The sequence below is a fragment of the Exiguobacterium sp. 8H genome (assembly GCF_902506255.1).
GTDB lineage: Bacteria > Bacillota > Bacilli > Exiguobacteriales > Exiguobacteriaceae > Exiguobacterium > Exiguobacterium profundum.
Genome location: NZ_LR733429.1, coordinates 893,742 through 917,888, shown reverse-complemented (window position 1 = coordinate 917,888; position 24,147 = coordinate 893,742). Strand labels below are relative to the sequence as shown.

Here is a 24,147-nt window from a genome sequence, read left to right as displayed (position 1 = left end):
TCCACAAAAAAGTGGAGACAGACGTGTTTTTTTGATAAGATGGGTAATGTGAGTGTCAAACAGCAGGATACATATTATGAAAAAGGGGTTGCTTGAAACATGAAAAAAGGTTCTATGAAACTTGAGAATGGCGAAATGATTGAATTTGATTTATTCCACGGTGAAGCACCGATCACGGTTGAAAACTTCGAAAAACTTGCGAACAGCGGGTTTTACAACGGATTGACGTTCCACCGTGTCATCCCTGGTTTCGTCAGCCAAGGTGGTTGCCCACAAGGAACTGGAATGGGTGGCGCAGGCTATACGATTCCTTGTGAGACATCGACATCGTTCCCACACAAACACGAAGCGGGTTCACTCTCAATGGCCCACGCAGGTCGTGACACAGGGTCTTCACAGTTCTTCATCGTCCATGAGCCACAACCGCATTTGGATGGTGTCCATACGGTATTTGGTAAAGTGACATCTGGTCTTGAGCATGCCGTCAAACTTCGTCAAGGTACGAAGATGGCAGAAGTGAAGGTTTGGGACGAGAATTGATTTTTGCCTGAAGGGTATGGCACAATGAACCATGTCTCTCACGTGTTCACGTCGTGAAACTTGAATGACAAAAGGTGGTGAACCCAGCGATGCTGGTCAAATATAAACGTTCTTATGAAAAGACGGCGATGGGTCTACTCGCATTCTCATGCAGTGACAAATCTCCGCTAAGCTTGCTTGAACTCGTCCGATCGTATGACGAGGAGGAGTCGAAGTTCCTCTATTTGTGGAAAGTCGGTGAAGACTTCGTTGGTATCATTGGTATGGAGCAACAAGAAACGACAATGGTCATCGACCATATCGCCTTGTCGCCATCATTCCGTGGCGAGAAACGTTCTTACGAGCTTCTAGACGAGGTAAGAAACGTCCTTCCACTTGATTTGACGCTAACCGGTACAGGCAAGACGGGCGATTTACTGGATAAATGGAATCAATTAGTCGTCTGACGATAAAAACCCCTGCAATCACGACCCTGTGACTGCGGGGGTTTTGCATGTGGTTCAGGAATGGCTAGCGGAATTCCTCGCTCGTTGACGTTCGAGAAGGGCAGATTTCCGTTCCATAATCACTTCGCTCCGGTCACGGTGTAGATGTTTATGAACGAGTTCCTCGAACGCGAGGTCCGTCGATGGAAACGTCGATTTTAGGGATTCGACCGTCTCACGGACATCTGATTGCAATGGAATCGTCGCGCGAAGCGGCCATTCCTCGAGTTGTGCGATGAAGGAGTCGACATCTAGACCGAGTTCATTCAAATAGGGAGAAGCGATGTCAATCTTTCGACGTAAGAGTCGCAAGCTCTTTTTTGCGCCGACCAAATTGTCGCGCCGGAGGTGATAGTGGATGACAGCATATTGGATGAGCGCTGCATAGCCGTGGTGACGGCGTCCGTCTGCCTGCCACGCCTCTTCTAATACCTCATGACATTCGAAATAATCGGCATGACATTCAAAAAGCAACGTATAATGAATAAAAGGGGTCATGAATCAATTTTCTCCTTTCGTGTCCACGGTGTTATAAAACATGTTATACTAAAGCGCAAAAATGTAAAATGGCAGGTGTCTCTATGGAAGCCTATAACGTTAAAATTGATACGTTCGAAGGTCCACTCGACCTGTTGCTCCATTTGATTGGAAAAATGGAGATTGATATCGTCGACATTTCCGTGGCAGAAGTCACTGACCAGTATGTCGGCTATATTCGCACGATGCAAAAATTTGAACTCGATGTGGCCAGTGAATACTTGGTCATGGCGGCGACGTTGCTCCAATTGAAGAGCAAACAATTGTTACCGCCAGTTTCGGTCGAGGATGAAGAGGTTCCAGACTTCAGTGAGGAACCGACGCGTGAAGGTCTCATTCGTCAATTGATTGAATACAAAGCATATAAAGAAGCGGTCGTCTTCATGCGTGAACAAGAAGAACACCGGCTTGAATTGTATACGCGACCGGGTGAAGATTTGACGACTTATATGTCTGAAGAGGTGTCTAAGTATGACGGACCACTCAACTTCTCGGATCTTCTCCACGCCTATTCGAAGATGATTGAACGGAAACGTTGGAAAGAACGACGCAAAAAGACGATCAAGCGGGAAGAGCGTACGCTTGAAGAGCAGATGACGCGTCTTCATGAACACGTATCGTCGACGAGACAAACGTCATTTTTCTCCTTTTTTGTTGAGCAACCGAACGTCTCGGATCTCGTGGTAACGTTTATGGCGCTTCTTGAGCTGATCAAGCTACGGGTCGTCGTAACAAAACAACTCGACCAAGATATTCAAATCTCATTCATTGAATCATCAAAGAAAGGGGATGAAGCGGTTGCTGTCTTATGAGACGATTATTGAAGGATTGCTGTTCGTCGTCGGTGATGAAGGGATGGAAGTACGAGCGCTTGCCGAGACGCTCGATATCTCAGAAGCTGCGGCACGAGAACAGCTCAGTAAGCTAGAGACATCGTTCAAGTCATCGAATCGACCGTTTCAGCTCATGGAATCGGCAGGTGTCTACAAGCTCGTGACCGTTCCGGACGTCTCTCCGTACATTCAAAAATATGTCGGGACGATGGCTGAGCAGGCGCTCTCACGTGCAGCGATGGAGACGCTAGTTATCATCGCCTACAAACAGCCGGTCACACGAGCGGATATCGAAGAGATTCGCGGAGTCAAAGTCGAACGGGTCATCCATACGTTGTTATCGAAAGGATTGATCGAATCGGCTGGTCGTGCGAAGACGATTGGTCGTGCCAAGCTGTATCGTACGACAGAGCACTTCCTCGACCATTTCGGGTTCAACTCGCTCGAAGAATTGCCACCATTAACATTTGAGGATGAACTGACAGACGAAGGCGATTTGTTCTTCGGTCAGGAATCACCGAAGCAAGAAGAGAGATTGGAGAAGGATTAATCATATGGAACGTTTGCAAAAAGTAATCGCACAAGCGGGGGTCGCCTCGCGTCGGAAAGCGGAAGAAATGATTTTGGATGGTCGCGTCCGCGTGAACGGAAAAGTCGTCCGTGAACTCGGGACGAAAGTTGGACCGAAGTCAGAGATTGAAGTCGATGGCGTCAAAATCGAACAAGAAGAGCACGTCTACTATTTGCTTTATAAACCGAGTGGCTACGTATCGACGGTCGATGACGACAAAGGACGTAAAGTCATCACAGACCTCGTCCCACCAGGAGCACGTGTATTCCCGGTCGGTCGTCTTGACTACAACACGACGGGTCTCATCATCTTGACGAACGATGGTGAGTTCTCGAACATGATGACACACCCGAAATATAAAATTCAAAAGCGCTATGTGGCAAAAGTGAAGAACATCCCATCTTACTTGGCCATCAAACAGCTTGAGTCTGGTGTCGAACTCGATGACGGATTCAAAACGGGAAGTGCGAAAGTGAAGATGAAGTCTGTAGACCAGAAGAAGAACACAGCCATCCTCGAAATCGTCATCTCGGAAGGTCACAATCGTCAAATCCGTCGGATGGTGGAAGCCATTGGTTCAGAGGTCATCAAACTGAAGCGTGAACAGTTCGGTTTCTTGACGCTCGACGGTCTGAACACGGGCGACTGGCGTGAACTTTCACACAAAGAAATCAGTAAGCTTCGGGAACTTGCGAACCCTACCGTTCCACCGAAACCACGAGGCAAAAAGAAGAAAAAATAACAACAAAAAATCGTCCTGAAATAGGATGATTTTTTTGATTGTGTAGATTGTGTGACAAAAAAATGAAAAAAGTCTGTTAATGTGCGTTTTTAATGTTTTTTCAGTACAATAGCAACTGAAGGATGGTGTGAAAACGATGACAAAAGATCAACAAAAAGACGACCGGATGGAACAAGCGGTCGCAAAAAAGAAAAAGAGGTCATTTTGGCGGATGATGATCATGACGGTCGTTCTCTTCGCGGGAGCGGTTACGATCATGCAAACATTCGACCAAGCGGGTAATGATGGACGCATCGAGGCGGGCGACGAGGCACCGAACTTCAAGCTCGTCACACTCGACGGTTCGACCTTGTATGAGCGAGATAACTACGAAGGGAAAGGGATGCTCTTGAACTTCTGGGGTACGTTCTGTGAACCGTGTAAGAAAGAGATGCCGGTCGTACAAGAAAACTATGCGACACTTCAAGACATGGGTGTCGATTTTTGGGCCGTGAACGTCGGAGAGACACCGCTTCGTGTCGATAATTTCATCAACGACCTTGGTGTCGGGCTCGACTATCCGATTTTGATGGATACCCAGAGCGAAGTCGAAGGAGCGTATGGCATTTATAACCTACCCGTCACATTCGTCATCGATGGTGAAGGGAACGTAATTGAAAAGTATGAAGGTGAACTCACGAAAGAGAAATTGATGGAGCTAGCCGAGAAGTCATTGTAAGCGAACGGGGGACGCACAGATGCTAGATATGAAATACGAAGGCGCTGATTTACGGTCGAAGCGTCGTCCGAAATCGATCATTGACCGTGTGTGGAACTTCTTTGCATCGGTCAAAGTGGGGTTGTGGTTAATTGCATTGATTATTGTCGGTTCGGCAATCGGAACAATCTTTCCTCAAGAGATGTACATCCCACAACAATTACCGCCTGAACAATATTATATGGAGGAGTATGGAACACCGGGTTCTATTTATTACGCCCTCGGATTCCATAACCTATACACATCGTGGTGGTACATCGGTCTGATTGTCATGTTGACGCTCTCACTCGTCGTCGTGTCGATTGACCGTGGGGTTCCGCTCTATAAGGCGCTTAAAAAACAACCGGTCAGACGGACAGAACGTTTTATGAAGGGGCAACGTCTCTTCGGACAAGGTGATGGGACGGAGGCTCAAATTGACGAGATCGCAGTCGCACTTAAAAAGAAACGATATACCGTCAAACGGGACGGCGATGCTCTGTTAGCAGAGAAACACCGGTTTGGTCGTTGGGGTCCGTACGTCAACCACCTCGGACTTGTCATCTTCTTCCTAGGGGCGATGCTGCGAGTGTTCCCTGCATTCCATACGGATACGCTCGAATGGGTGCGTGAAGGCGACACGGTGTCGCTAGAGGCGACTGACGGCGAGTACTACTTACGGAACGACCAGTTCATTCTTGAAATGTACGACCCTGAGAACAATGAAGAGGACGCGAAGTTCGCGGCCGCCATTGAAAAAGCAGGAGCCGTTCCTAAAAATTATGAGACAGAGTTGACGTTATTCAAAAAGACGGGAACGAACGAGGACGGATCGCCGCAACTCGAGCAAGTCGATGTCGGTTCGACGAAAGTCAACCACCCGTTTAAGTTCGATAAATTTGAAGTGTATCAGGAACAATATTCAAGTCGTCCAGAGTTTTTATCGATGTCGTTCATGTTGGCAGATAAAGAAACCGGCGACGAATATGGTCCGTTCAAAGTTGATTTGGAGAATCCGGAGAAGTCTTATGAGCTCGATGGGGTCACCGTCACGTTGAAAGATTTGTATCCAGACTTTGAGGTGAAAGATGGACAACCGAATACGAAATCACCACGTGCACTGAATCCTGCCTTCTTCTTCAACGTTGAATCACCTGAAGGAGAAACGGAGTCGAATTTAATCGGCATTCGTCTGAATGTCGCTGATGAAGAGAACCGCTACGATGTCCAGTTTGCAGGTACAGAGATGGCGAGCACGAGTGGTTTACGTGTGAAGAGTGACTCCACCTATCCGATTTTGATCGTCGGTGCCACGATCTTTATGATCGGTATTGCGATGGGCATGTACTGGCCACACCGTCGCGTTTGGATCCGTCGTCATGAAGAGGGCGTGCTTGTCGCCGGTTTTACGAATAAAAACCCGTCCTCGCTCCGTCGTGAAGTGTCGCCGCTATTAGAACAAACTGGCTTACCGATGTGGGAAGACCAGGCGAGATTCACAGAGAAGTCGGAGAACGAGTCAACAGATGAAAGAGGGGAATCTTGATGGAATGGATTGAATGGAGCAGCCGAATGCTGTTTATCGCGTTCTTCCTGTACGCAATCTCGACGGTTCTCTTTACGATTGCCGTCAGTGGTATGCGTAAAGATCGAAACGTCAACCGTGTTGCCTATGGGAAATACGCCTTTATCTTGGCAATCATCGGCTTTGTCGCTCAAATGACATATTTCTTTATGCGCTGGGCAGGTGTCGGCTATGCGCCGGTATCAAACTTGTACGAATATACGACGTTCTTCGGTATGATGATGGTACTTGGGTTCCTCGTCGTATATGGAATTTATAAAAATGATGTACTCGGCTTGTTCGCGATGCCGGTGGCGTTACTCGTCATCGCCTTCGCCTCAATGTTCTCGAGTGAAGTCGCACCGCTCATCCCGGCACTCAACAGTGTATGGCTGAAAATTCACGTTACGACGGCTGCGCTCGGACAAGGGATTTTGGCCATTAGTTTTGCATCGGGCCTCATTTTCTTATTGAACGAAACATCGATGAAAGAACAGTCTAAGTCACGGACGTGGCTCGAAGTGACGATGTTTGTCCTCATGTGCACGCTCGGCTTCATCATCGTCTCGATGTTATTCAAGGGGATTGGTGCCGGAGGTGTCGTCGAGTTCACGAACGACCGCGGTCAAGCAGAGACGTATGAATATTTCATGCCGATCTTGTTCGTCCCAGAAGGGGCACAACTCGTGTCTGGCGCGAGTGGCTTGTCACTCGAGCTCCCGAACTGGATCAATACACTCAAGTTGAACACGCTCATCTGGTCGGTCATTGGCGGAATTGTAATCTATGTGTTGCTCCGCTTTGTCATCTTGCGTAAACGCGTCGCTGAAGCGCTCCAACCCCTTGCAAAAAAAGTCGATCTCGACCTTGCTGATGAAATCAGCTATCGCTCGGTCGCGATTGGATTACCGGTCTTTATCCTTGGTGGTCTGATCTTTGCGATGATTTGGGCACAGATTGCTTGGAACCGTTTCTGGGGATGGGACCCGAAAGAAGTTTGGGCCCTCATCACGATGCTGATCTATATTTACTACTTGCATATGCGCATTCAGCGTGGCTGGACAGGAACGAAAGCGGCCTGGTTATGTGTCGGTGGATTTGCCATCATCATGTTCAACCTCGTCTTCGTCAACCTGGTCATTGCCGGTCTGCATTCGTATGCCTGACATAAAAGAAGTCACAATTGTGACTTCTTTTTCATTTGGTCCATCAAATCATCGTTGTGAAGCGAAATAATAGAGTGGTATAGTTATGGCAGAGAGTGGAATGTTCACAATTGTGCAACATTCGCTACAACTCGTAATGGGTCTTAGGAGGGTTTCAGGTATGGCTGAGAAAACGAAGATTTTAGTAGTCGACGACGAGGAGAGAATTCGCCGACTTTTGAAAATGTACTTAGAACGTGAACAGTATGTGATTGAAGAAGCGGTCAATGGCGAAGAGGCGCTCGCGCTTGCTCTTGATAACGAATACGACGTGATCTTGCTTGATTTGATGATGCCAAAGATGGATGGGGTTGAAGTATGTACAGAACTCCGGAAGACGAAAGCGACTCCGGTCATCATGCTCACGGCGAAAGGTGAAGAAATCGACCGTGTCCAAGGGTTCGAAGTCGGGGCGGATGATTATATCGTCAAGCCGTTCAGTCCGCGTGAAGTCGTGCTCCGCGTCAAAGCATTGCTTCGCCGCTCTGGTTCGACGAAGTTCATGCACACGAGTGAGAAGTCGAAGGATTTGATCGTCTTCCCACATCTGACAATCGATAATGATGCACACCGCGTCACGGTGGACGGCGAGGAAATCGCCCTCACACCAAAAGAATATGAGTTATTGTTCTTCCTCGCAAAACAGGTGGATAAAGTCTTTTCACGAGAGCAGTTGTTAAAAGAAGTATGGAACTACGAATTTTTCGGAGACCTTCGGACCGTCGATACGCATGTGAAACGTCTTCGTGAGAAATTGAATCGTGTCTCACCGGACGCGGCGCATATGATCACGACCGTATGGGGTGTCGGGTACAAGTTCGAAGCTGCCAGTGAATGATGATTCGTCGAAACAGCATCGTCACGAAACTGTGGCTGACGATTCTCGTTTTGGTCAGTGTCATCTTATTCATCGTCTCGGTGTTGATGCTTGAATTTTTTAATTCCTTTCATATCGACCAGGAACGAGGCCATCTTGCCAAGCTCGGCGGACAGGTCCAATCGGTTTTGTTGAATGAAGGTGACACGTCCCAGACGATTGATCAAATCATCGAAGTGTACGGGGCTAACTATATCTTAGAGAACGGGACGACCCGATCGAATTTTGGAAATCAAGTGGATGGTTTGATGATGGAACTTGAACGACAGGATTGGGAAACTTATCAGGCGGTCGGTGAGACGGCCATCGGGAATTTCTCATCTTTTGACGACCAGGCCGCGCTAGCGTATCGGACGACCTTCTCCTTATCGACAGGACAGTATACGCTCTACCTGCTCGAACCGCTCGATGCGATCTCGAGTGCGAACGCGGGAGCACGGACCATCATTCTTTGGACCGTCGCTTCGGCCATCATCGTTACGACCGTCTTCGCTTTCTTCTTGTCGACACGAATCACAGCACCGCTCCGAGCGATGCGGGATGCAGTCAATAAGACGGGAGAGGGGCAATTTGATTTGCGTTTGGAGACGAAGACACGGGATGAGATTGGCGAGCTCGCTGCTTCTTTCAACGCAATGAGCAGTCAGCTTTCGAAATATGTGAATGCCCTTGACCGGGAACGGCTGCAACTTGCGTCGATTCTTCGTTCGATGGCAGACGGTGTCATTACACTCGATCGTCATGCGAACGTGATTGTCACGAACCCGCAAGCGAGTCCATTACTTCAAGATGGGCAACCACATGAAGTCGTATTGTCTCTTTATGAGGAAGTGATGGAGGGGACGTCTGAAAAGACGATCGAAGTGAAACAGGATGAGCGGTACTATACACTGACAGTCACACCACTCGTCGGAGAAGACGATTTTGAGGGTGCTGTCGTTGTCATCCGGGATACGTCAGAAAGTCATCGTCTCGATAAGATGCGGACCGATTTTGTGGCGAACATTAGCCATGAACTCCGGACACCGCTCGTGACGCTTCAAGGGTATTCAGAGGCAATCATCGATGGCATTACTGAGAGCGACGAGGCGACGAAAGAGTTCGCCTCCATCATCTATGATGAATCGCTCCGCTTGGCAAGACTCGTCAATGATTTGTTGGATTTGGCACGCATCGAATCGGGTAAAGAGACGATGCATTTCACTTCGTTTGATATTGGTGATTTTTTGCCCCGAGTCATGCGAAAGTTCAATCAGATGGCATCTGAAAAAGAGATTTGTTTACAGACCGACGCCCCGCACCGTCTCATCGAGGCGGATGGCGATCGTCTCGAGCAAGTGTTCACCAACTTGATTGGCAATGCTATCGCGCATACCGATTCTGGAGAAATTCGGATTGAGGCCACAGAAGAGACGGACGGGCTACGGATTCAGTTGACGGATACAGGTCACGGAATTCCTAAAGAGGATTTGCCGTTCGTATTCGAGCGATTCTATAAAGCCGATAAAGCCCGGACCAGTGGTTCGAAGACAGGGACAGGCATCGGACTCGCGATCGTGAAGAATGTGGTCGATGCCCATCACGGGAAAGTGAGCGTATCGAGTACACTCGGGGTCGGAACCACCTTCGAGATTTACTTACCATTTGAACAACCACACAACTCGTAATGGTGACTCGCTTGAGTCACCATTTGTGGCATTTTAAGGGGGGAGTCGAATGAAACGTTATACACGAACGGGCGACAAGGGTGAAACATCATTAATCGGTAGTCGTGTCGAGAAATCCCATCCTCAGATTGAAGCGATGGGTCATCTCGATGAGTTGAATAGTCAGATTGGACTCGCCATCGCGCATCAAGAGGATGAGACGCTCCGAATACAGCTGACGAAGATTCAGCACGACTTGTTCGACCTCGGATCGGAGCTGATGTATGCTGAGGCACCGCCAAAAATGGTCGATTTGTCGATCGTGACGGAACTAGAACGATGGATGGATGAGTGGGAGGAGTCCTGTCCGGAACTTGTGCGCTTCATCCTTCCGGGCGGCAGCGTTGCCGCAGCTAGCTTACATGTGGCTCGTGCCGTCTGTCGACGGGTCGAGCGTGACTTAGCGGCTCTCGGAGTCGCAGACCGGCAATTGCCTTACTTTAACCGCTTGAGTGATTATTTATTTACGGTTGCCCGTTACGCGAACGTCGTGGCAGGGGTGCCGGATCAAGAATATGCGCGCGGCGCTGCCGTGTTTCAACCAAAACGAAAAAAGGAGTGATCGGCAGATGAAAGGAATCGAACAGTTCCAACATCAATTGCACTACTCGGTCTATCCGACCAAAAAATTTAAAACGACGACTTGTCTCGTGTCATTCGCCGCTCCATTATCGGCGGAGACGGTTGCAGATCGGGCATTGCTCCCGTTCATTATGGAGAAATCGACGGCAACGTATCCATCCATTGAGTTATTTCACACACCGCTAGAGGAGTTGTATGACACAAACTTATATGCTGGTGCATCTAAGATCGGAAAGGAGCACGTCATCCAATTCCAACTCGAAGTCGTCAACGATCATCTTGTCGGAGAAGACGTATTGAGTCAGGCAATCGAGTTACTCGAAGACGTTCTCCTTCGTCCGAACGCATACGATGGGGCGTTCCAGCCACTCATCGTCGAGCAGGAACGTCGATTGCAACGTCAGCGTATCGAATCGGTCTATGATGACAAAATGCGTTTCGCCCAACAGCGGCTACAAGAAATGCTCGGAGGAGAACTTGCGATTCCGTCACTCGGTACGCTTGAGCAACTCGACCATGTCACACCGAAATCATTGTATGCGGCATATCAATCGATGATTCAACATGACCGTGTGGACATCTATGTTGTCGGGGATGTCAATCGTGAGCAAGTCGAACAGGCTTTCAATCCATTGGAATCCCTTGGGACACGTCAACCACGCCTGTTACCAGAAGCGAGTCGAGGAGAGTTCAAGCGTTTGGAAGAACACCAAGACATTAAACAAAGCAAGCTCCATCTCGCTTATTCACTCAATGTCGACCCAAGAACGGAAGCGGCGATTCGTATGCAAGTCGTGAATGGATTGTTCGGAGGATTCCCTCACTCGAAACTGTTCATGAACGTGCGTGAAAAAGAGAGCCTGGCGTACTATGCCGCTTCACAATATAGTTCCCTCAGTCGGAAGTTGTTCGTCTATGCCGGCATCGATGCGTCGAACCAGCAAAAAACCGAACAGATCATCGAAGAGCAATTGAACGCTTTACAAGCGGGCGAGTTTGAGGATGAGACGTTGCAACAGACGAAAGAGTTGTTGTTCCATCAACGTCGACAACTTGGAGACAGTCCACGTCAATTGATTGCTTGGATGAGTGGAGCAGACGTTCGTCCGTTCTCGTTAGACGAAGAGATGGCAATCATTGAAAACACGACACGAGATCATGTCGTTGCGCTTGCGAAAGAAATGGAACTCGAAGCGGTTTATTGCTTGAAAGGAGGAGAAGCATGAAATTAGACTTTCCTAACGTCGGAGAGACGTTACATCATCACGTTCTCGACAATGGCCTCTCCGTTTACTTGTTGAAAAAGACTGGATATGAAAAAACATTCGCGACGTTCACGACTAAATATGGATCGATTGACCGACGCTTCAAACTAGAAGACTGGATCGAGGTTCCCGATGGTATCGCACATTTCTTAGAACATAAGATGTTCGAGAAAGAAGATGGTGACGTCTTCCAACAATTCGGTCGTCAAGGAGCGTCAGCGAACGCTTTCACTTCCTTCACACGGACGGCTTATTTGTTCGGTGCCACGTCCAAGATTTCGGAAAACGTACAAACGCTACTTGATTTCGTCCAGACTCCTTATTTTACGAAAGAGTCGGTCGAGAAAGAGAAAGGCATCATCGGTCAAGAGATTCAAATGTATCAAGACAATCCGGGATGGCGCTTGTATTTTGGTTTAATTGAGGCGATGTACGAGACACATCCCGTCAAGATTGATATCGCAGGTACAATCGAATCGATTTCAAAGATCACGGCGGAAGACTTGTACACCTGTCATCAAGCGTTCTATCATCCGAGCAACATGGCATTGTTCGTCGTCGGGAACATCGAACCGGATGAGATGTTTGCCTTGATTCGAGATAACCAAGCAGGTAAATCTTTTGAGACACCACGATTGAGTGCTCGTGAGACAGTATATGAACCGACCACGGTTCGTCTGTCAGAACGGGTCATCGAGATGGACGTCTCTGTACCGAAAGTCATGATTGGGTATAAGGATGTACCACAAGCTGGGGAAGCAGGTCTGAAGCAAGAATTGACAGTAGAATTGCTCATGCATGCGCTCTTCGACACGACAGCTCCTCTTTATACAGAACTTTATGCTGAAGGATTGATTGATGATGCCTTCTCGTTTGACTATACGTCAGAGGAAACGTTTGCCTTTGCCGCCTTGTCGATGGAGACGTCGGAAGTAGATGCGTTTGTCGGCCGTGTGACGGAGGCGTTAGAACGTCCACTTCAGTTGAGTCAAGAGACGCTTGACCGGAAGAAACGCATGATGCAAGGACAGTTCTTGAAAGCATTGAACTCACCGGAATTCATCGCAAATCAGTTCTCTCGTTATGCACTCAATGATGGGAATTTGTTTGAAATCCCGACTTTGATTGATGCCATCACGCTTGACGAACTATACGAAGCATACGAGCGCTTGTTCCGCCATGAACAACGAACGGTATGCATCGTCAAAAAACCATGAAGACATTGATTGTTGGAGCGAGCGGTACCATCGGACGTGCCGTCTCGCTCGCTTTTCGTGAAGATGAACTGATTTTGCATGCGAACGAGGGTAGTGAAAGACTCCGTCATTTGATAGATGAAGAGAATCTTTCGGCAGAAATTCTCCCTTGTGACCTAACAGACCGTGACGCTGTTGAGTCGTGGGTGCAGGATATGCTGGACATCGACCGAATTGTATATGTGGCCGGACATGCGCTCCATGGTCTCGTCGTCGACCAGTCGATGGATGAGCTCGACCGGCTGTACGATGTACATGTTCGGGCAATGATCCGACTCATTCAGTCCGTCGTTGCAAGGAAGCCTTACGATCATCACGTGGATATCGTGATCGTCTCGAGTGTATGGGGAGAGGTCGGTGCGGCGGCTGAGGTGTTTTATTCAACCGTCAAAGCGGCACAGCTCGGCTTCGTCAAGGCGTTCGCACGAGAAGCCGGACCGTTCAATGTTCGAGTCAATGCGGTGACCCCGGGGTGGATTGATACGCCAATGAATGATACGGTAGAAGAGTCGAAACAATCCGTGATCGATGATATTCCACTTGGACGTCTCGGTGCGGCAGAGGACGTGGCCAACACGATCCGTTTCTTGTGTTCACCGGACGCCTCGTATATGACGGGCACGGTGATACGCGTCGACGGCGGTTGGCAATGATCCGATTCATGTAAATAAACCTGTTCTTTTCAATTCTTCTAAAATAATTTAAAATAGGCAAGGTAGCGAACTCGCTCGAAAGGATGGTTGGGGATGGAACATAAATTCGAAGAGTGGTATCTCGAATATGAATTGTGTCAGAATCGACCGGGTATCCTCGGAGACATCGCATCTCTCATGGGGATGCTTCAAATCTCCATCGTCACCATCAATGGGGTCGATTTGCAGCGACGGGGAATGTTGCTCAAAGCACCTGCCGCCGATCATGTGCATCGACTCGAGCATATTTTAAAGCGGATGGAAGCTATTGCCGTCATCAAGTTGCGCCGTCCGAAGTTACGAGACCGGATTGCAATCCGTCACGGTCGTTATATCGACCATGATAGTGATGACAAAAAAACGTTTCGCTTCGTCCGTGAAGATTTGGGCATTCTCGTCGATTTCGTTGCGGAACTGATGAAGGAAGAACGCCATTTGTTAATCGGTGTTCGTGGAAATCCACGCGTCGGAAAGACGGAGTCCATCGTAGCAGCGAGTGTGTGTGCGAACAAACGATGGTTGTTTCTTTCCTCGACACTGATGAAACAGACCGTTCGGACCTCATTATTTGAAGAGGAACGGGAAGGCGATCACGTATACATAATCGATGGTGCCGTCTCTACCCGAACGATGGATGAACGACATCGCCAGCTCATTCGTGAAGTCATGCGGTTGCCGGCCGTGAAAGTCATCGAACACCCTGACCTGTACGTCCGAAACACCGATTGCGTGTATGAAGACTTTGATTATATTATTGAATTGAGAAACAATCCGGATGAGACGATCATCATCCCACAAGAAACACATCGTGAGTCAGAATGGTTTGAATAATTATGTGAATGGAAGGTGTGGACCCCTGTGACAGAACTAGGGACTTTTTTGAAACAAAAGCGTGAGGAGAGCGGATTGACGCTCGACCAAATCCAGCAGACGACGAAGATTCAAAAGCGCTATATCATCGCAATCGAGGAAGGTGATTACAAAAATCTCCCTGGCTCTTTTTATGCACGGGCGTTCATTAAGACGTATGCGGAGTCGCTCGGCCTAGATGTGGATGAATTATACGAGACATATGCAAAAGATTTACCGGTCATCGAGGCACAGCCGTCTGTTCAACTCTCTCGGAAGAAAACGTATTCGAAGGCTTCCGAGTCGACAAGTCGGGTCTCGAGATGGGTTCCGAAAGTTCTCCTCGTTCTCACGGTCTTCTTGCTCATCACCGCGATTTATTTCGCAGTGAGAAGCATCGACTTCGGTGGTCAGGATGCAAGTCCTGCCGAACCGCCAAGTTCTGGTGTCACAGTCGACCAGAATGAGGATGTCCCGGCTGATGAACCGGTCGAGGAGGAACCGACTGAAGAGGAGCCGACCGAAGAAGAACCGCCAGCGGAATCTGGTCCGATTGCGGTGAAGGAGTCGAATGGGGCAGATATCACTTATGAACTCGCGACGAACGAGAAACTGTCGACCGAGATTTATGTGAAGGAGTCACCTGCCTCTTACGTAGGTGTTCGTGATACGTCGTTAGAAGGAGCCTTTCTCGCACCGGAGTATCCGAACCAGTCGAAACAGAATCCGATTGTCATTGAAGATGCCGAGACGGACACATTGCGTATTCGAATCGGACTCATCGCAGGCGTTGAGAAAATCGTCGTCAACGGTCGTGAGCTCGAGCTTCAAGAGTCTCCGGTCACACAAAATATTTTTGTAAAGAGAGTCGACGCCGAATAAGTCGACTCTCCTTCTAAGAGGAGGCGTTCTATATGAACCTACCTAACCGATTGACGATGCTACGCGTGGTCTTGATCCCCGTATTCGTCGTCTTACTCGCTGTTGATTTTGATTGGGGAAACATCGCTTTTTTAGGCGCTGATATCCCGATGCACCAATTTATCGCTGGTGTGATTTTTACGATTGCGGCCATTACAGACTGGTTAGACGGACATTTGGCCCGTAAGCATAACTTAGTCACGAACTTTGGTAAATTTATGGACCCGCTCGCAGATAAACTGCTCGTCACGGCGGCCCTTGTGTTGCTCGTTGAGATGGATCTCGTCGCGGCGTGGGTCGTCGTCGTGATTCTATCACGTGAATTTGCGGTTACAGGCTTACGTCTCGTCGCTGCCGATGAAGGGATTGTCGTCGCGGCCGGGAAATCTGGAAAAGCGAAGACGTGGGTGCAGCTCTTTGCCATCATCTTCTTACTGTTCGGTAACCCGATCTTTAGCTATGTCGGGATCCCGTTTGGCGAATGGGCGATGTGGTTGGCGCTCGTACTTACAATTTACTCAGGTGCCGAATATTTCGCACAAAACTATAAGATTATTGTGAAGTCGATGTAAGTCGACAGAGACGAGTTGGTTGATCTAGCTCGTCTTTTTTTTGAAGTTGAGGAGGAAATGAGATGAAACGAGCCGAAATCATTGCGGTAGGAAGCGAGTTGCTCTTAGGGGAAATCGTCAATACGAATGCGAGTTACATATCAGAACAACTGTCGAAGTACGGTGTGCCGGTCTTGTATCATCAAGTTGTCGGGGATAACGCGGTACGAATGCGAGAGACGTTTGAAATCGCCCGTCGTCGTTCCGACTTTGTCATCGTCACGGGTGGACTCGGTCCGACGGCGGATGATGTCACAAAGACAGTCCTTTCCGACTTACTAGACCGTCCGATCGTTCGGGATGAGGAAGCGTATGAGACGATTCAACGATTCCTCGTGTCACGAAATCGATTGATGAATGATGGGGACGCTCGCCAAGCCGACGTGCTCAGCGGAGCAGACGTATTACCAAATCCGGTCGGGCTTGCCCCGGGCATGTGGATTGCCGGAGACACGACGTGGTTGCTTTTACCGGGTGTGCCACGTGAAATGAAAGCTTTGGTCGAGGCGACGTTTCCGCAGAAACTATCAGGAGCGACGCTCGTCTCAGAGTCATTACGGTTTTATGAGATTGGGGAATCCGCTCTCGACGATGCCGTGAAGGACCTATTGGACGGCTCGAATCCGACCGTTGCCCCCTATGCCGAGACGGGAGAGGCAAGACTTCGGATCAGTGCTCGAGCGACGGACGAGGTGACCGCGCGTCAGATGATTGAAGAAGTGAAGACTGAGATTATGAAACGGGTCGGTTCGTACTACTTCGGCTCTGACGATGAAACGATCGCATCACATCTTGTCCAATCATTGTCTAGATTGAATCGTACGTTCGCTGTGGCTGAGTCGTTGACCGGCGGCGAGGTACAATCGATGATTACATCAACACCTGGCGCTTCAGCCATCTTTCTAGGTGGAGTCGTGACCTATTCGGATGAGCTAAAAAATAGGTATTTAGGGGTCGCGCTTGATACAATTGAACAGCACTCAGTCGTCTCAAAAGAAGTCGCCTATGAGATGGTGGACGGATTGTCAAAGACCACCCATGCGGACTATGCCCTCTCTTTCACGGGAGAAGCAGGACCGACATCGAATTCGGGCCGCCCGGTCGGTACGGTCTATATCGGGGTGAAGACACCGAATGGGATTGAGGTCATCGAGCGGACGTATCCACATCAAGAACGGAATATCATCCGTATGCGAGCTGCCAAGGACGGATTATGGTCTCTCATTCAACGAATCAAAAAAGGCGAATAAATGTTCGTAAAAAACTTGTGTATCGTACGGTGTTCACGTATAATAAGAGTATCAATTAAAGGAGGCTCATTTATCTATGAGTGATCGTAAACAAGCGTTAGAAATGGCATTGCGCCAGATTGAAAAACAATTCGGTAAAGGCTCAATCATGCGCCTTGGTGAAAATACAGACCAACAAGTATCAGTCATCCCTTCAGGGTCAATCGCCCTCGACGTCGCGCTCGGTGCGGGTGGATATCCACGCGGTCGTGTCATCGAAGTATATGGACCAGAATCTTCAGGTAAGACGACGGTTGCCCTTCATGCGATTGCAGAAGTTCAAAAGCGTGGCGGTCAAGCGGCATTCGTCGATGCCGAGCACGCACTCGATCCGAAGTATGCTAAAAATCTTGGGGTCAACATCGATGAGTTGCTTCTTTCACAGCCAGATACTGGGGAGCAAGCCCTCGAAATCGCTGAAGCGCTCGTTCGCTCTGGAGCAGTTGATATCCTCGTTGTCGACTCGGTTGCAGCCCTCGTACCGAAAGCCGAGATCGAAGGAGAAATGGGAGACTCGCACGTCGGTCTTCAAGCCCGTTTGATGTCTCAAGCACTTCGTAAGTTGTCCGGTGCGACGAACAAGTCGAAGACGATTGTCATCTTCATCAACCAAATCCGCGAGAAAATCGGGATCATGTTCGGTAACCCGGAAACGACTCCAGGTGGTCGTGCATTGAAATTCTACTCTTCTGTACGTCTAGAAGTTCGTCGTGCGGAGACGCTCAAACAAGGTCAAGATATGGTCGGGAACCGTACGAAGATCAAGGTTGTAAAAAACAAGATTGCACCACCGTTCAAAACGGCGGAAGTCGATATCATGTATGGTGAGGGAATCTCACGTGAAGGGGAACTCATCGATATCGGTGCAGACCTCGACATCGTTCAAAAGAGCGGAGCTTGGTACTCGTTCAATGAAGAGCGTCTTGGTCAAGGTCGTGAAAATGCCAAGCAATATATGAAAGAAAATCCGGCAATCGCAGCTGAGGTCGAACAACAGATTCGTGATCACTACGGATTGAACGGAGAAAAAACGGTTACGGTCGAAGGCGAAGACGACGAAGTCCTCTCACTTCTCGATGACGAATAAGCACATCGTCTCACTCGAATTCTTTCGAGTGAGATTTTTTTAGTATAATTTTTTAGGCAATTGGTAGTTCTATCCTGTCCGTGCATTGCATTCTCCCTATTAAATAAGTACAATAAAGTTATGCGCGGGCTTGCCCGTGTTACTCACTTATTAAAAAAATAAAATAACCTTGCGAAAGGGAGGTGAACATGATGGAATGGCTATACTGGCTTATTCTGATCCTCCTTTTGCCGATAGCTTTTGTTGCAGGTTTTTTTGTGCGTAAATCGATCGCCGAAGCGAAGATTCAAGGTGCCGAGACGGAAGCGACTAAGATTGTAGAGCAAGCAAAACAACAATCGGAAGCGATGCAAAAAGAAGCACGGCTTGAAGTAAAAGAAGAGATGATTCAACTTCGTAATGAGACGGAACAAGAATTGCGTGAACGTCGCGAAGAACAGAAAGTGAAAGAGAATCGCCTCGTTCAAAAAGAAGAGCTTCTTGACCGCAAAGCAGACATGCTCGAGCGGAAAGAGGACTCGCTAGATGAACAGGAACGAGGACTCGAAAAACGCAAGCGTGAAGCAGAAATGCTCGAAAGCAAAGTGGAGGAGTTATACGAAGAGGCACGCCGAGAACTTGTACGCGTGGCATCCCTCTCGAAAGATGAAGCACGTACCATCATCATGGACGAAGCGAAGCAGGAAGCGCTTCACGATGCTGCTCTCCTTCAAAAAGAAATCGAGCAAAAAGCAAAACAAGAAGCGGATAAAAAAGCGAAACACCTCTTATCTCTCACGATGCAACGATATGCAGCTGAACATGTCGCCGAGACGACGGTATCCGTTGTCAACTTACCGAGTGATGAGATGAAGGGTCGTATCATCGGGCGCGAAGGACGTAACATCCGGACGCTCGAAACGTTGACTGGGATTGACCTCATCATCGATGACACACCAGAAGCCGTCATCTTGTCAGGGTTCGACCCGGTTCGTCGTGAAATCGCGAAGATGACGCTTGAAAAACTCGTTCAAGACGGTCGGATTCACCCGGCTCGAATTGAAGAAATGGTAGAGAAGTCTCGCCGTGAAGTGGATGAACGCATTCGTGAATACGGGGAGGAAGCTACGTTTGAAGCCGGAATTCACGGACTCCATCCAGACCTTGTCAAGACGCTCGGTCGCATGCGTTATCGTACGAGTTATGGTCAGAACGTCTTGTCTCACTCGGTTGAGGTGGCACATCTTGCCGGGATGATGGCAGCCGAACTTGGTGAAGATGTCACGCTCGCGAAACGGGCAGGACTCTTACACGATATCGGGAAAGCGATCGACCACGAAGTCGAAGGTAGTCACGTTGAAATCGGTGTAGAACTCGCGACGAAATACAAAGAACATCCGGTCGTCATCAATTCGATCGCTTCCCACCACGGGGACGTCGAGGCGACATCGACGATTGCTGTACTTGTGGCAGCGGCTGATGCCTTGTCAGCAGCGCGTCCTGGAGCTCGCCAAGAGACACTTGAAAGCTACATCCGTCGTCTTGAGCGACTCGAATCAATCTGTGAGTCGTTCGAAGGTGTCGAGAAATCGTATGCGATTCAAGCAGGACGTGAAGTTCGGATTATCGTTCGCCCTGATGTCGTTGACGATGTCGTTGCCGGTAAGATGGCACGTGATATTTGTAAGCGAATCGAGGACGAACTCGATTATCCTGGACAAATCAAAGTGACGGTCATTCGTGAAACACGTTCCGTCGATTATGCGAAGTAAACGAAGCGGAGAATTTCTCCGCTTTTTCTGTTTGAGGGAGGACTTTATATGAAAATTTTATTTATCGGTGATGTGGTCGGGAAACCAGGTCGTGATATATTGACGAAACAAATCGGACGCTTGAAAGACAAATACAACCCGACGTTCATGCTCGTCAACGGTGAGAATGCAGCAAATGGACGTGGTCTTACGAAAAAGATTTACCAACAGTTTTTGGAGCTCGGCTTTCATGGGGTAACGATGGGAAACCACACGTGGGACAACCGTGACATCTTTGATTGGATCGACGACGCCGACCGGATCGTCCGTCCGGCCAACTATCCGGACGGGACACCTGGGGTTGGCATGATGAAGTTGAAACAAAATGGGAAGAAATTGGCCGTGATCAATGTCATGGGAAATGTCTTCTTGCCGTCTCTTGACTGTCCGTTCCGTACCGTCGACCGTCTCGTCGAAGAAGTGCGCGATGAGGTCGATGCGATTTTTGTGGATGTCCATGCTGAGGCGACAAGCGAGAAAATCGCTATGGGCTATCATCTCGACGGTCGCGCTCAAGCCGTTGTCGGGACACATACACACGTGCAGACAGCGGACGAGCGTGTCCTACCGAACGGCACGGCCTACATTACAGACGTCGGCATGACCGGTCCACTAGACGGGGTACTCGGAATGGATGCGTCGACTGTTTTAAAAAAATTTATGACACAACTCCCAGTTCGGTTTGAAGTTGCCGAGGGACGGGAACAACTTAATGGAGTTTTCATTACAATCGATGATCAGACGAAACGAGCGACAAAAATCGAACGAATACACCTAGATGATCAGACCGTCTGGTTTGATTGAACAACCTACCCGAGGGGGAAACAAGAATGGACGTACTCAAAGTTTCGGCAAAATCGAACCCTAACTCCGTTGCGGGTGCTTTAGCGGGTGTGCTACGTGAAAAAGGAACGTGTGAGATACAGGCGATCGGGGCAGGTGCACTGAATCAGTCCATCAAAGCCGTCGCGATTGCCCGAGGCTTCGTCGCGCCAAGCGGTCTCGATTTGATTTGCATTCCGGCCTTTACCGATATTATGATTGACGGAGAGGAACGTACTGCCATCAAGCTCATCATTGAGCCGCGATGAGCGGTCGGGACATAGGTCCTATTCTTGTGAAGAGGAGCCATCGGCGCGGATGGCTCCTCTTTTTTTGTGTAAATCGGACGTTCTATCTTCTCAGTTTCGTCATTTTATGACAAGATGATAAAGAACGTATCGTTCGATCATTAGAGACAAGAGGGGGACGTTTTCAATGGAACAACTTGTGTCAACCAAAGAGACGGAATCAACGACACCAGTAATGAAAGCGATTCAAAAACACACGGCCGGGTTTGGGGCAAAACTGGTCGACGTACCAGTTCCGACACCAGGACCTGGAGAAGTGCTCATTCAAGTCAAAGCGACATCGATTTGCGGGACCGATGTCCACATCTATGAGTGGGATGAATGGTCACAGAGCCGCGTCAAACCACCATACGTATTCGGTCATGAATTTTCGGGGGAAGTCGTGGCGCTCGGAGAAGGGACGAAGCGGATCAAAGTCGGACAGACGGTGTCTGCTGAAACGCATATCGTCTGTCATCAGTGTAAACAATGTTTGCGCGGGCAGTACCACATCTGTAAGAACACAAAAATCATCGGGGTGGACACGCAAGGCTGCTTCGCAGAATACGTCGTCATGCCCGAAGAGAACTTATGGGTGAACCCGGAGTCGATGCCAGCGAAACTGGCATCGATACAAGAACCGCTCGGGAATGCGGTGCACACGGTGTTGGCGAGTGATGTTTCAGCCAAATCGGTCGCCATCGTCGGTTGTGGTCCAATCGGACTCATGGCGGTCGGTGTCGCCAAAGCAGCAGGGGCGAGTCGTGTCTATGCGATTGACGTCAATCCATATCGCTTACAACTCGCCGAAAAGATGGGGGCCGATGTCGTTATCAACAGTTTAGAGGAGAATCCGCTCGAATTGATTGAACGTGAGACCGACGGGGACGGAATCGATGTCGTCTGCGAGATGAGCGGTCATCCGATTGCCATCGATCAAGCGTTTAAGATGGTAACGGCAGGCGGGGACGTCAACGTCTTGTCACTCCCGGCTCGTCCGGTCGCCATCGATCTCACACGGGACGTCGTCTTTAAAGGGGTCCGCGTTCAAGGAATCACAGGACGTAAGATGTATGAGACGTGGGGCCAGGTCTCGACGATGCTCGCGACGGGTCAGCTGAACGTCGAACCGATCATCACACACGTCTTCAAGCTCGAGGAGTTCGAAAAAGGATTCGAACTCATGCGGGCAGGGAAATGTGGGAAGGTCGTCTTAATACCATAAAGGGGGAAACAACATGGCATTTGAACATATTACAGAAGCAATCAACGAGATGAAAGAACAAGGGACATTCCGTAAGCTCGTCCCACTCGAATCAGCACAAGGGAATGAAGTGACAATCGATGGAAAGTCACTCGTCCAACTGTCGTCAAATAACTATCTCGGACTTGCGAACCACCCGCGCTTGAAACAGGCAGCCATTGAAGCGGTCGAGCAATACGGCGCAGGAACGGGATCAGTCCGTACGATTGCCGGAACGTTCGAGATGCATGAAGCATTTGAGCGCGAACTCGCGGAGTTCAAACATACGGAGGCCTCACTCGTCTTCCAATCAGGATTCGCGACGAACCTCGGGGTATTGTCTGCACTGCTTGGACCGGAGGATGTCGTCATCAGTGACGCCCTCAACCATGCGTCAATCATCGATGGGATTCGCCTCACGAAAGCGGCTCGACGTATCTATAAACACGTCGACCTCGAAGACTTGGAGAAGGCGTTGAAAGAGACACAAGATTATCGCACACGTCTTGTCGTGACGGACGGTGTGTTCTCGATGGATGGGAACATCGCACCGCTTCCGGCCATCGTCGAACTCGCCGAGAAGTATGACGCTGCGGTCATGGTCGATGATGCTCACGCATCTGGCGTTCTCGGGAAGAACGGTCGCGGAACGGTCAACCACTTCGGTTTGGACGGTCGTGTTGCGCTTCAGGTCGGGACGCTCTCAAAAGCGATCGGTGTCCTCGGTGGCTATGTCGCCTGTTCACAAGATATTCGGGATTACTTGATCCACAAAGGTCGCCCGTTCCTCTTCTCGACATCACATCCACCGGCAGTCGTGGCGGCGAACCGTGAAGCGATCCGTGTGATGAAAGAGGAAGAAGAGCTGTTCGACAAGCTATGGGCGAACACCGAGTTCTTCAAAAACGGTTTACGTGACCTTGGTTTCGATATCGGACATGCGACGACACCGATCACACCGGTCATGCTCGGCGAAGAGACGCTTGCGCATACATTCTCGGACAAGTTGAAAGAGCATGGTGTATTCGCACAGAGTATCGCTTTCCCGACGGTCGAACGCGGGAAAGCCCGTATCCGGACCATCGTCACAGCGGAACATACACGAGATGACCTCGAACGGGCACTCGAAGCGTTTAAAACGGTCGCGGAAGAGTTGAATGTGACACTACACGCATAAATGAGAACTGCAGACGATCTGTCTGCAGTTCTTTGGTGGATTTGTATATGAAATCGAGTATATTCAAATAGGGCACAGATGAAGTAAATCGAAATATAGCGTATTTCTTAATATTTCAATTACCGTATTTAATTTAATCAGTACATATTAGAAAAGAGGAAAGGCTATGTTTCAGCAAGGGATCTTTCAAGTGGGAATGGTATTAGATCGAGAGACGTTTTCGATTCTGAAGATTTCACCACCATTCATAATAAATGTGATATTTAGTGTCCTGATTTTGATTGGCGTCTTGTACTTTCGGAGTGAGAGTTGGAAAGGGAAATTGTGGAACGTTGTACTGATGTGTTACGCGCTCTTATTCATCTTTGTCTATATAGGAGCCTGGTTTGTGAGGCTGAAATACAACCTTACACCGAGTTTCAACGAGTCGTTCGCCCTCGAACCCTTTCCTGGATGGAAGATTTTTTTCAAGCAATGGAT

General features: G+C 49.0%; 25 protein-coding genes. 24 read left to right on the top strand and 1 reads right to left on the bottom strand.

The features are described from left to right. The first annotated feature begins 99 nt into the window (after window positions 1–99). Together GVY43_RS04670 and GVY43_RS04665 are read left to right on the top strand one after the other, a co-directional pair. The gene (locus tag GVY43_RS04670; RefSeq protein ID WP_074036812.1) at window positions 100–540 is read left to right on the top strand and encodes a peptidylprolyl isomerase; all 441 of its coding nucleotides are present in this window, start codon (window positions 100–102) and stop codon (window positions 538–540) included. 89 nt (window positions 541–629) lie between these two features. Beyond that, the gene (locus GVY43_RS04665) at window positions 630–986 is read left to right on the top strand and encodes a GCN5 family acetyltransferase (RefSeq protein ID WP_074036814.1); all 357 of its coding nucleotides are present in this window, start codon (window positions 630–632) and stop codon (window positions 984–986) included. 54 nt (window positions 987–1,040) lie between these two features. On the opposite strand, the gene GVY43_RS04660 is transcribed toward GVY43_RS04665, so the two are convergent. Beyond that, window positions 1,041–1,523, bottom strand: a complete 483-nt coding sequence (locus GVY43_RS04660) for a DUF309 domain-containing protein (protein WP_159562416.1) — start codon at window positions 1,521–1,523, stop codon at window positions 1,041–1,043. An 83-nt stretch (window positions 1,524–1,606) separates the two neighbouring features. On the opposite strand from GVY43_RS04660, the gene GVY43_RS04655 reads away from it, so the two are divergent. The 22 genes from GVY43_RS04655 to GVY43_RS04550 all read left to right on the top strand — a co-directional run bounded on the left by GVY43_RS04655 (window position 1,607) and on the right by GVY43_RS04550 (window position 23,667). Beyond that, window positions 1,607–2,374, top strand: coding sequence for a segregation/condensation protein A (locus tag GVY43_RS04655; protein WP_159562415.1), 768 nt, complete (start codon window positions 1,607–1,609; stop codon window positions 2,372–2,374). After that, the gene (gene scpB, locus GVY43_RS04650) at window positions 2,352–2,945 is read left to right on the top strand and encodes an SMC-Scp complex subunit ScpB (RefSeq protein WP_074036818.1); all 594 of its coding nucleotides are present in this window, start codon (window positions 2,352–2,354) and stop codon (window positions 2,943–2,945) included. Before GVY43_RS04655 ends, scpB begins: the two co-directional genes overlap by 23 nt. Before the next feature lie 4 nt (window positions 2,946–2,949). Next, on the top strand, window positions 2,950–3,708 hold the full coding sequence (locus GVY43_RS04645; protein WP_012726494.1) for a pseudouridine synthase: 759 nt from the start codon (window positions 2,950–2,952) through the stop codon (window positions 3,706–3,708). 136 nt (window positions 3,709–3,844) lie between these two features. Further along, a complete protein-coding gene (gene resA / locus GVY43_RS04640) occupies window positions 3,845–4,426 on the top strand; it encodes a thiol-disulfide oxidoreductase ResA (protein ID WP_047795228.1) in 582 nt (193 codons plus the stop codon). A 19-nt stretch (window positions 4,427–4,445) separates the two neighbouring features. Further along, complete coding sequence (locus GVY43_RS04635; RefSeq protein WP_159562414.1) at window positions 4,446–5,990, top strand: cytochrome c biogenesis protein ResB; 1,545 nt, start codon at window positions 4,446–4,448, stop codon at window positions 5,988–5,990. Continuing rightward, window positions 5,990–7,174, top strand: coding sequence for a c-type cytochrome biogenesis protein CcsB (gene ccsB / locus GVY43_RS04630; protein ID WP_031423441.1), 1,185 nt, complete (start codon window positions 5,990–5,992; stop codon window positions 7,172–7,174). Before GVY43_RS04635 ends, ccsB begins: the two co-directional genes overlap by 1 nt. A 160-nt stretch (window positions 7,175–7,334) precedes the next feature. Next, window positions 7,335–8,051, top strand: a complete 717-nt coding sequence (locus GVY43_RS04625) for a response regulator transcription factor (RefSeq protein ID WP_147538010.1) — start codon at window positions 7,335–7,337, stop codon at window positions 8,049–8,051. Beyond that, the gene (locus tag GVY43_RS04620; RefSeq protein WP_159562413.1) at window positions 8,048–9,757 is read left to right on the top strand and encodes an ATP-binding protein; all 1,710 of its coding nucleotides are present in this window, start codon (window positions 8,048–8,050) and stop codon (window positions 9,755–9,757) included. Before GVY43_RS04625 ends, GVY43_RS04620 begins: the two co-directional genes overlap by 4 nt. A 49-nt stretch (window positions 9,758–9,806) precedes the next feature. Further along, the gene (locus GVY43_RS04615; protein WP_012726488.1) at window positions 9,807–10,358 is read left to right on the top strand and encodes a cob(I)yrinic acid a,c-diamide adenosyltransferase; all 552 of its coding nucleotides are present in this window, start codon (window positions 9,807–9,809) and stop codon (window positions 10,356–10,358) included. Between the two features lie 7 nt (window positions 10,359–10,365). Continuing rightward, on the top strand, window positions 10,366–11,604 hold the full coding sequence (yfmF, locus tag GVY43_RS04610; protein ID WP_159562412.1) for an EF-P 5-aminopentanol modification-associated protein YfmF: 1,239 nt from the start codon (window positions 10,366–10,368) through the stop codon (window positions 11,602–11,604). Next, window positions 11,601–12,860 (top strand): EF-P 5-aminopentanol modification-associated protein YfmH, encoded by a 1,260-nt coding sequence (gene yfmH, locus GVY43_RS04605; protein ID WP_159562411.1) that lies wholly within the window; start codon window positions 11,601–11,603, stop codon window positions 12,858–12,860. Before yfmF ends, yfmH begins: the two co-directional genes overlap by 4 nt. Further along, window positions 12,839–13,552: an elongation factor P 5-aminopentanone reductase gene (ymfI, locus tag GVY43_RS04600; protein WP_230872818.1), complete on the top strand. Its 714-nt coding sequence runs from the start codon at window positions 12,839–12,841 to the stop codon at window positions 13,550–13,552. The genes yfmH and ymfI overlap by 22 nt, the downstream gene beginning before the upstream one ends. Window positions 13,553–13,645: 93 nt before the next feature. Further along, on the top strand, window positions 13,646–14,422 hold the full coding sequence (locus GVY43_RS04595; RefSeq protein ID WP_012726484.1) for a YmfK family protein: 777 nt from the start codon (window positions 13,646–13,648) through the stop codon (window positions 14,420–14,422). A 27-nt stretch (window positions 14,423–14,449) separates the two neighbouring features. Next, a complete protein-coding gene (locus GVY43_RS04590) occupies window positions 14,450–15,322 on the top strand; it encodes a RodZ family helix-turn-helix domain-containing protein (RefSeq protein ID WP_078147046.1) in 873 nt (290 codons plus the stop codon). Window positions 15,323–15,354: 32 nt separating this feature from the next. Further along, complete coding sequence (pgsA, locus tag GVY43_RS04585; protein ID WP_074036832.1) at window positions 15,355–15,933, top strand: CDP-diacylglycerol--glycerol-3-phosphate 3-phosphatidyltransferase; 579 nt, start codon at window positions 15,355–15,357, stop codon at window positions 15,931–15,933. A gap of 62 nt (window positions 15,934–15,995) precedes the next feature. Beyond that, the gene (locus tag GVY43_RS04580) at window positions 15,996–17,222 is read left to right on the top strand and encodes a competence/damage-inducible protein A (RefSeq protein ID WP_159562410.1); all 1,227 of its coding nucleotides are present in this window, start codon (window positions 15,996–15,998) and stop codon (window positions 17,220–17,222) included. 76 nt (window positions 17,223–17,298) lie between these two features. Continuing rightward, on the top strand, window positions 17,299–18,348 hold the full coding sequence (recA, locus tag GVY43_RS04575; protein WP_031423456.1) for a recombinase RecA: 1,050 nt from the start codon (window positions 17,299–17,301) through the stop codon (window positions 18,346–18,348). A gap of 188 nt (window positions 18,349–18,536) precedes the next feature. After that, complete coding sequence (gene rny, locus GVY43_RS04570; RefSeq protein WP_035387855.1) at window positions 18,537–20,099, top strand: ribonuclease Y; 1,563 nt, start codon at window positions 18,537–18,539, stop codon at window positions 20,097–20,099. Window positions 20,100–20,147: 48 nt separating this feature from the next. Then, window positions 20,148–20,942 (top strand): TIGR00282 family metallophosphoesterase, encoded by a 795-nt coding sequence (locus GVY43_RS04565; RefSeq protein WP_159562409.1) that lies wholly within the window; start codon window positions 20,148–20,150, stop codon window positions 20,940–20,942. 26 nt (window positions 20,943–20,968) lie between these two features. After that, window positions 20,969–21,229 (top strand): stage V sporulation protein S, encoded by a 261-nt coding sequence (locus tag GVY43_RS04560; protein ID WP_012726477.1) that lies wholly within the window; start codon window positions 20,969–20,971, stop codon window positions 21,227–21,229. Window positions 21,230–21,395: 166 nt separating this feature from the next. Next, window positions 21,396–22,472, top strand: coding sequence for an L-threonine 3-dehydrogenase (tdh, locus tag GVY43_RS04555; protein WP_074036839.1), 1,077 nt, complete (start codon window positions 21,396–21,398; stop codon window positions 22,470–22,472). A gap of 13 nt (window positions 22,473–22,485) precedes the next feature. Next, window positions 22,486–23,667, top strand: coding sequence for a glycine C-acetyltransferase (locus GVY43_RS04550; protein ID WP_074036841.1), 1,182 nt, complete (start codon window positions 22,486–22,488; stop codon window positions 23,665–23,667). The last annotated feature ends 480 nt before the right edge of the window (window positions 23,668–24,147 follow it).

Excerpts from the sequence above, each read along its gene's own strand:
- yfmF (WP_159562412.1), top strand. The coding sequence starts at position 10,366 with ATGAAAGGAATCGAACAGTTCCAACATCAATTGCACTACTCGGTCTAT.
- GVY43_RS04660 (WP_159562416.1), bottom strand. The coding sequence starts at position 1,523 with ATGACCCCTTTTATTCATTATACGTTGCTTTTTGAATGTCATGCCGAT.
- GVY43_RS04615 (WP_012726488.1), top strand. The coding sequence starts at position 9,807 with ATGAAACGTTATACACGAACGGGCGACAAGGGTGAAACATCATTAATC.
- GVY43_RS04580 (WP_159562410.1), top strand. The coding sequence starts at position 15,996 with ATGAAACGAGCCGAAATCATTGCGGTAGGAAGCGAGTTGCTCTTAGGG.
- GVY43_RS04595 (WP_012726484.1), top strand. The coding sequence starts at position 13,646 with ATGGAACATAAATTCGAAGAGTGGTATCTCGAATATGAATTGTGTCAG.
- GVY43_RS04550 (WP_074036841.1), top strand. The coding sequence starts at position 22,486 with ATGGCATTTGAACATATTACAGAAGCAATCAACGAGATGAAAGAACAA.
- ymfI (WP_230872818.1), top strand. The coding sequence starts at position 12,839 with ATGCATCGTCAAAAAACCATGAAGACATTGATTGTTGGAGCGAGCGGT.
- GVY43_RS04565 (WP_159562409.1), top strand. The coding sequence starts at position 20,148 with ATGAAAATTTTATTTATCGGTGATGTGGTCGGGAAACCAGGTCGTGAT.
- GVY43_RS04560 (WP_012726477.1), top strand. The coding sequence starts at position 20,969 with ATGGACGTACTCAAAGTTTCGGCAAAATCGAACCCTAACTCCGTTGCG.
- scpB (WP_074036818.1), top strand. The coding sequence starts at position 2,352 with ATGAAGCGGTTGCTGTCTTATGAGACGATTATTGAAGGATTGCTGTTC.
- resA (WP_047795228.1), top strand. The coding sequence starts at position 3,845 with ATGACAAAAGATCAACAAAAAGACGACCGGATGGAACAAGCGGTCGCA.
- ccsB (WP_031423441.1), top strand. The coding sequence starts at position 5,990 with ATGGAATGGATTGAATGGAGCAGCCGAATGCTGTTTATCGCGTTCTTC.
- GVY43_RS04655 (WP_159562415.1), top strand. The coding sequence starts at position 1,607 with ATGGAAGCCTATAACGTTAAAATTGATACGTTCGAAGGTCCACTCGAC.
- GVY43_RS04625 (WP_147538010.1), top strand. The coding sequence starts at position 7,335 with ATGGCTGAGAAAACGAAGATTTTAGTAGTCGACGACGAGGAGAGAATT.
- recA (WP_031423456.1), top strand. The coding sequence starts at position 17,299 with ATGAGTGATCGTAAACAAGCGTTAGAAATGGCATTGCGCCAGATTGAA.
- pgsA (WP_074036832.1), top strand. The coding sequence starts at position 15,355 with ATGAACCTACCTAACCGATTGACGATGCTACGCGTGGTCTTGATCCCC.
- GVY43_RS04665 (WP_074036814.1), top strand. The coding sequence starts at position 630 with ATGCTGGTCAAATATAAACGTTCTTATGAAAAGACGGCGATGGGTCTA.
- rny (WP_035387855.1), top strand. The coding sequence starts at position 18,537 with ATGATGGAATGGCTATACTGGCTTATTCTGATCCTCCTTTTGCCGATA.
- GVY43_RS04620 (WP_159562413.1), top strand. The coding sequence starts at position 8,048 with ATGATGATTCGTCGAAACAGCATCGTCACGAAACTGTGGCTGACGATT.
- GVY43_RS04635 (WP_159562414.1), top strand. The coding sequence starts at position 4,446 with ATGCTAGATATGAAATACGAAGGCGCTGATTTACGGTCGAAGCGTCGT.
- GVY43_RS04670 (WP_074036812.1), top strand. The coding sequence starts at position 100 with ATGAAAAAAGGTTCTATGAAACTTGAGAATGGCGAAATGATTGAATTT.
- yfmH (WP_159562411.1), top strand. The coding sequence starts at position 11,601 with ATGAAATTAGACTTTCCTAACGTCGGAGAGACGTTACATCATCACGTT.
- tdh (WP_074036839.1), top strand. The coding sequence starts at position 21,396 with ATGGAACAACTTGTGTCAACCAAAGAGACGGAATCAACGACACCAGTA.
- GVY43_RS04645 (WP_012726494.1), top strand. The coding sequence starts at position 2,950 with ATGGAACGTTTGCAAAAAGTAATCGCACAAGCGGGGGTCGCCTCGCGT.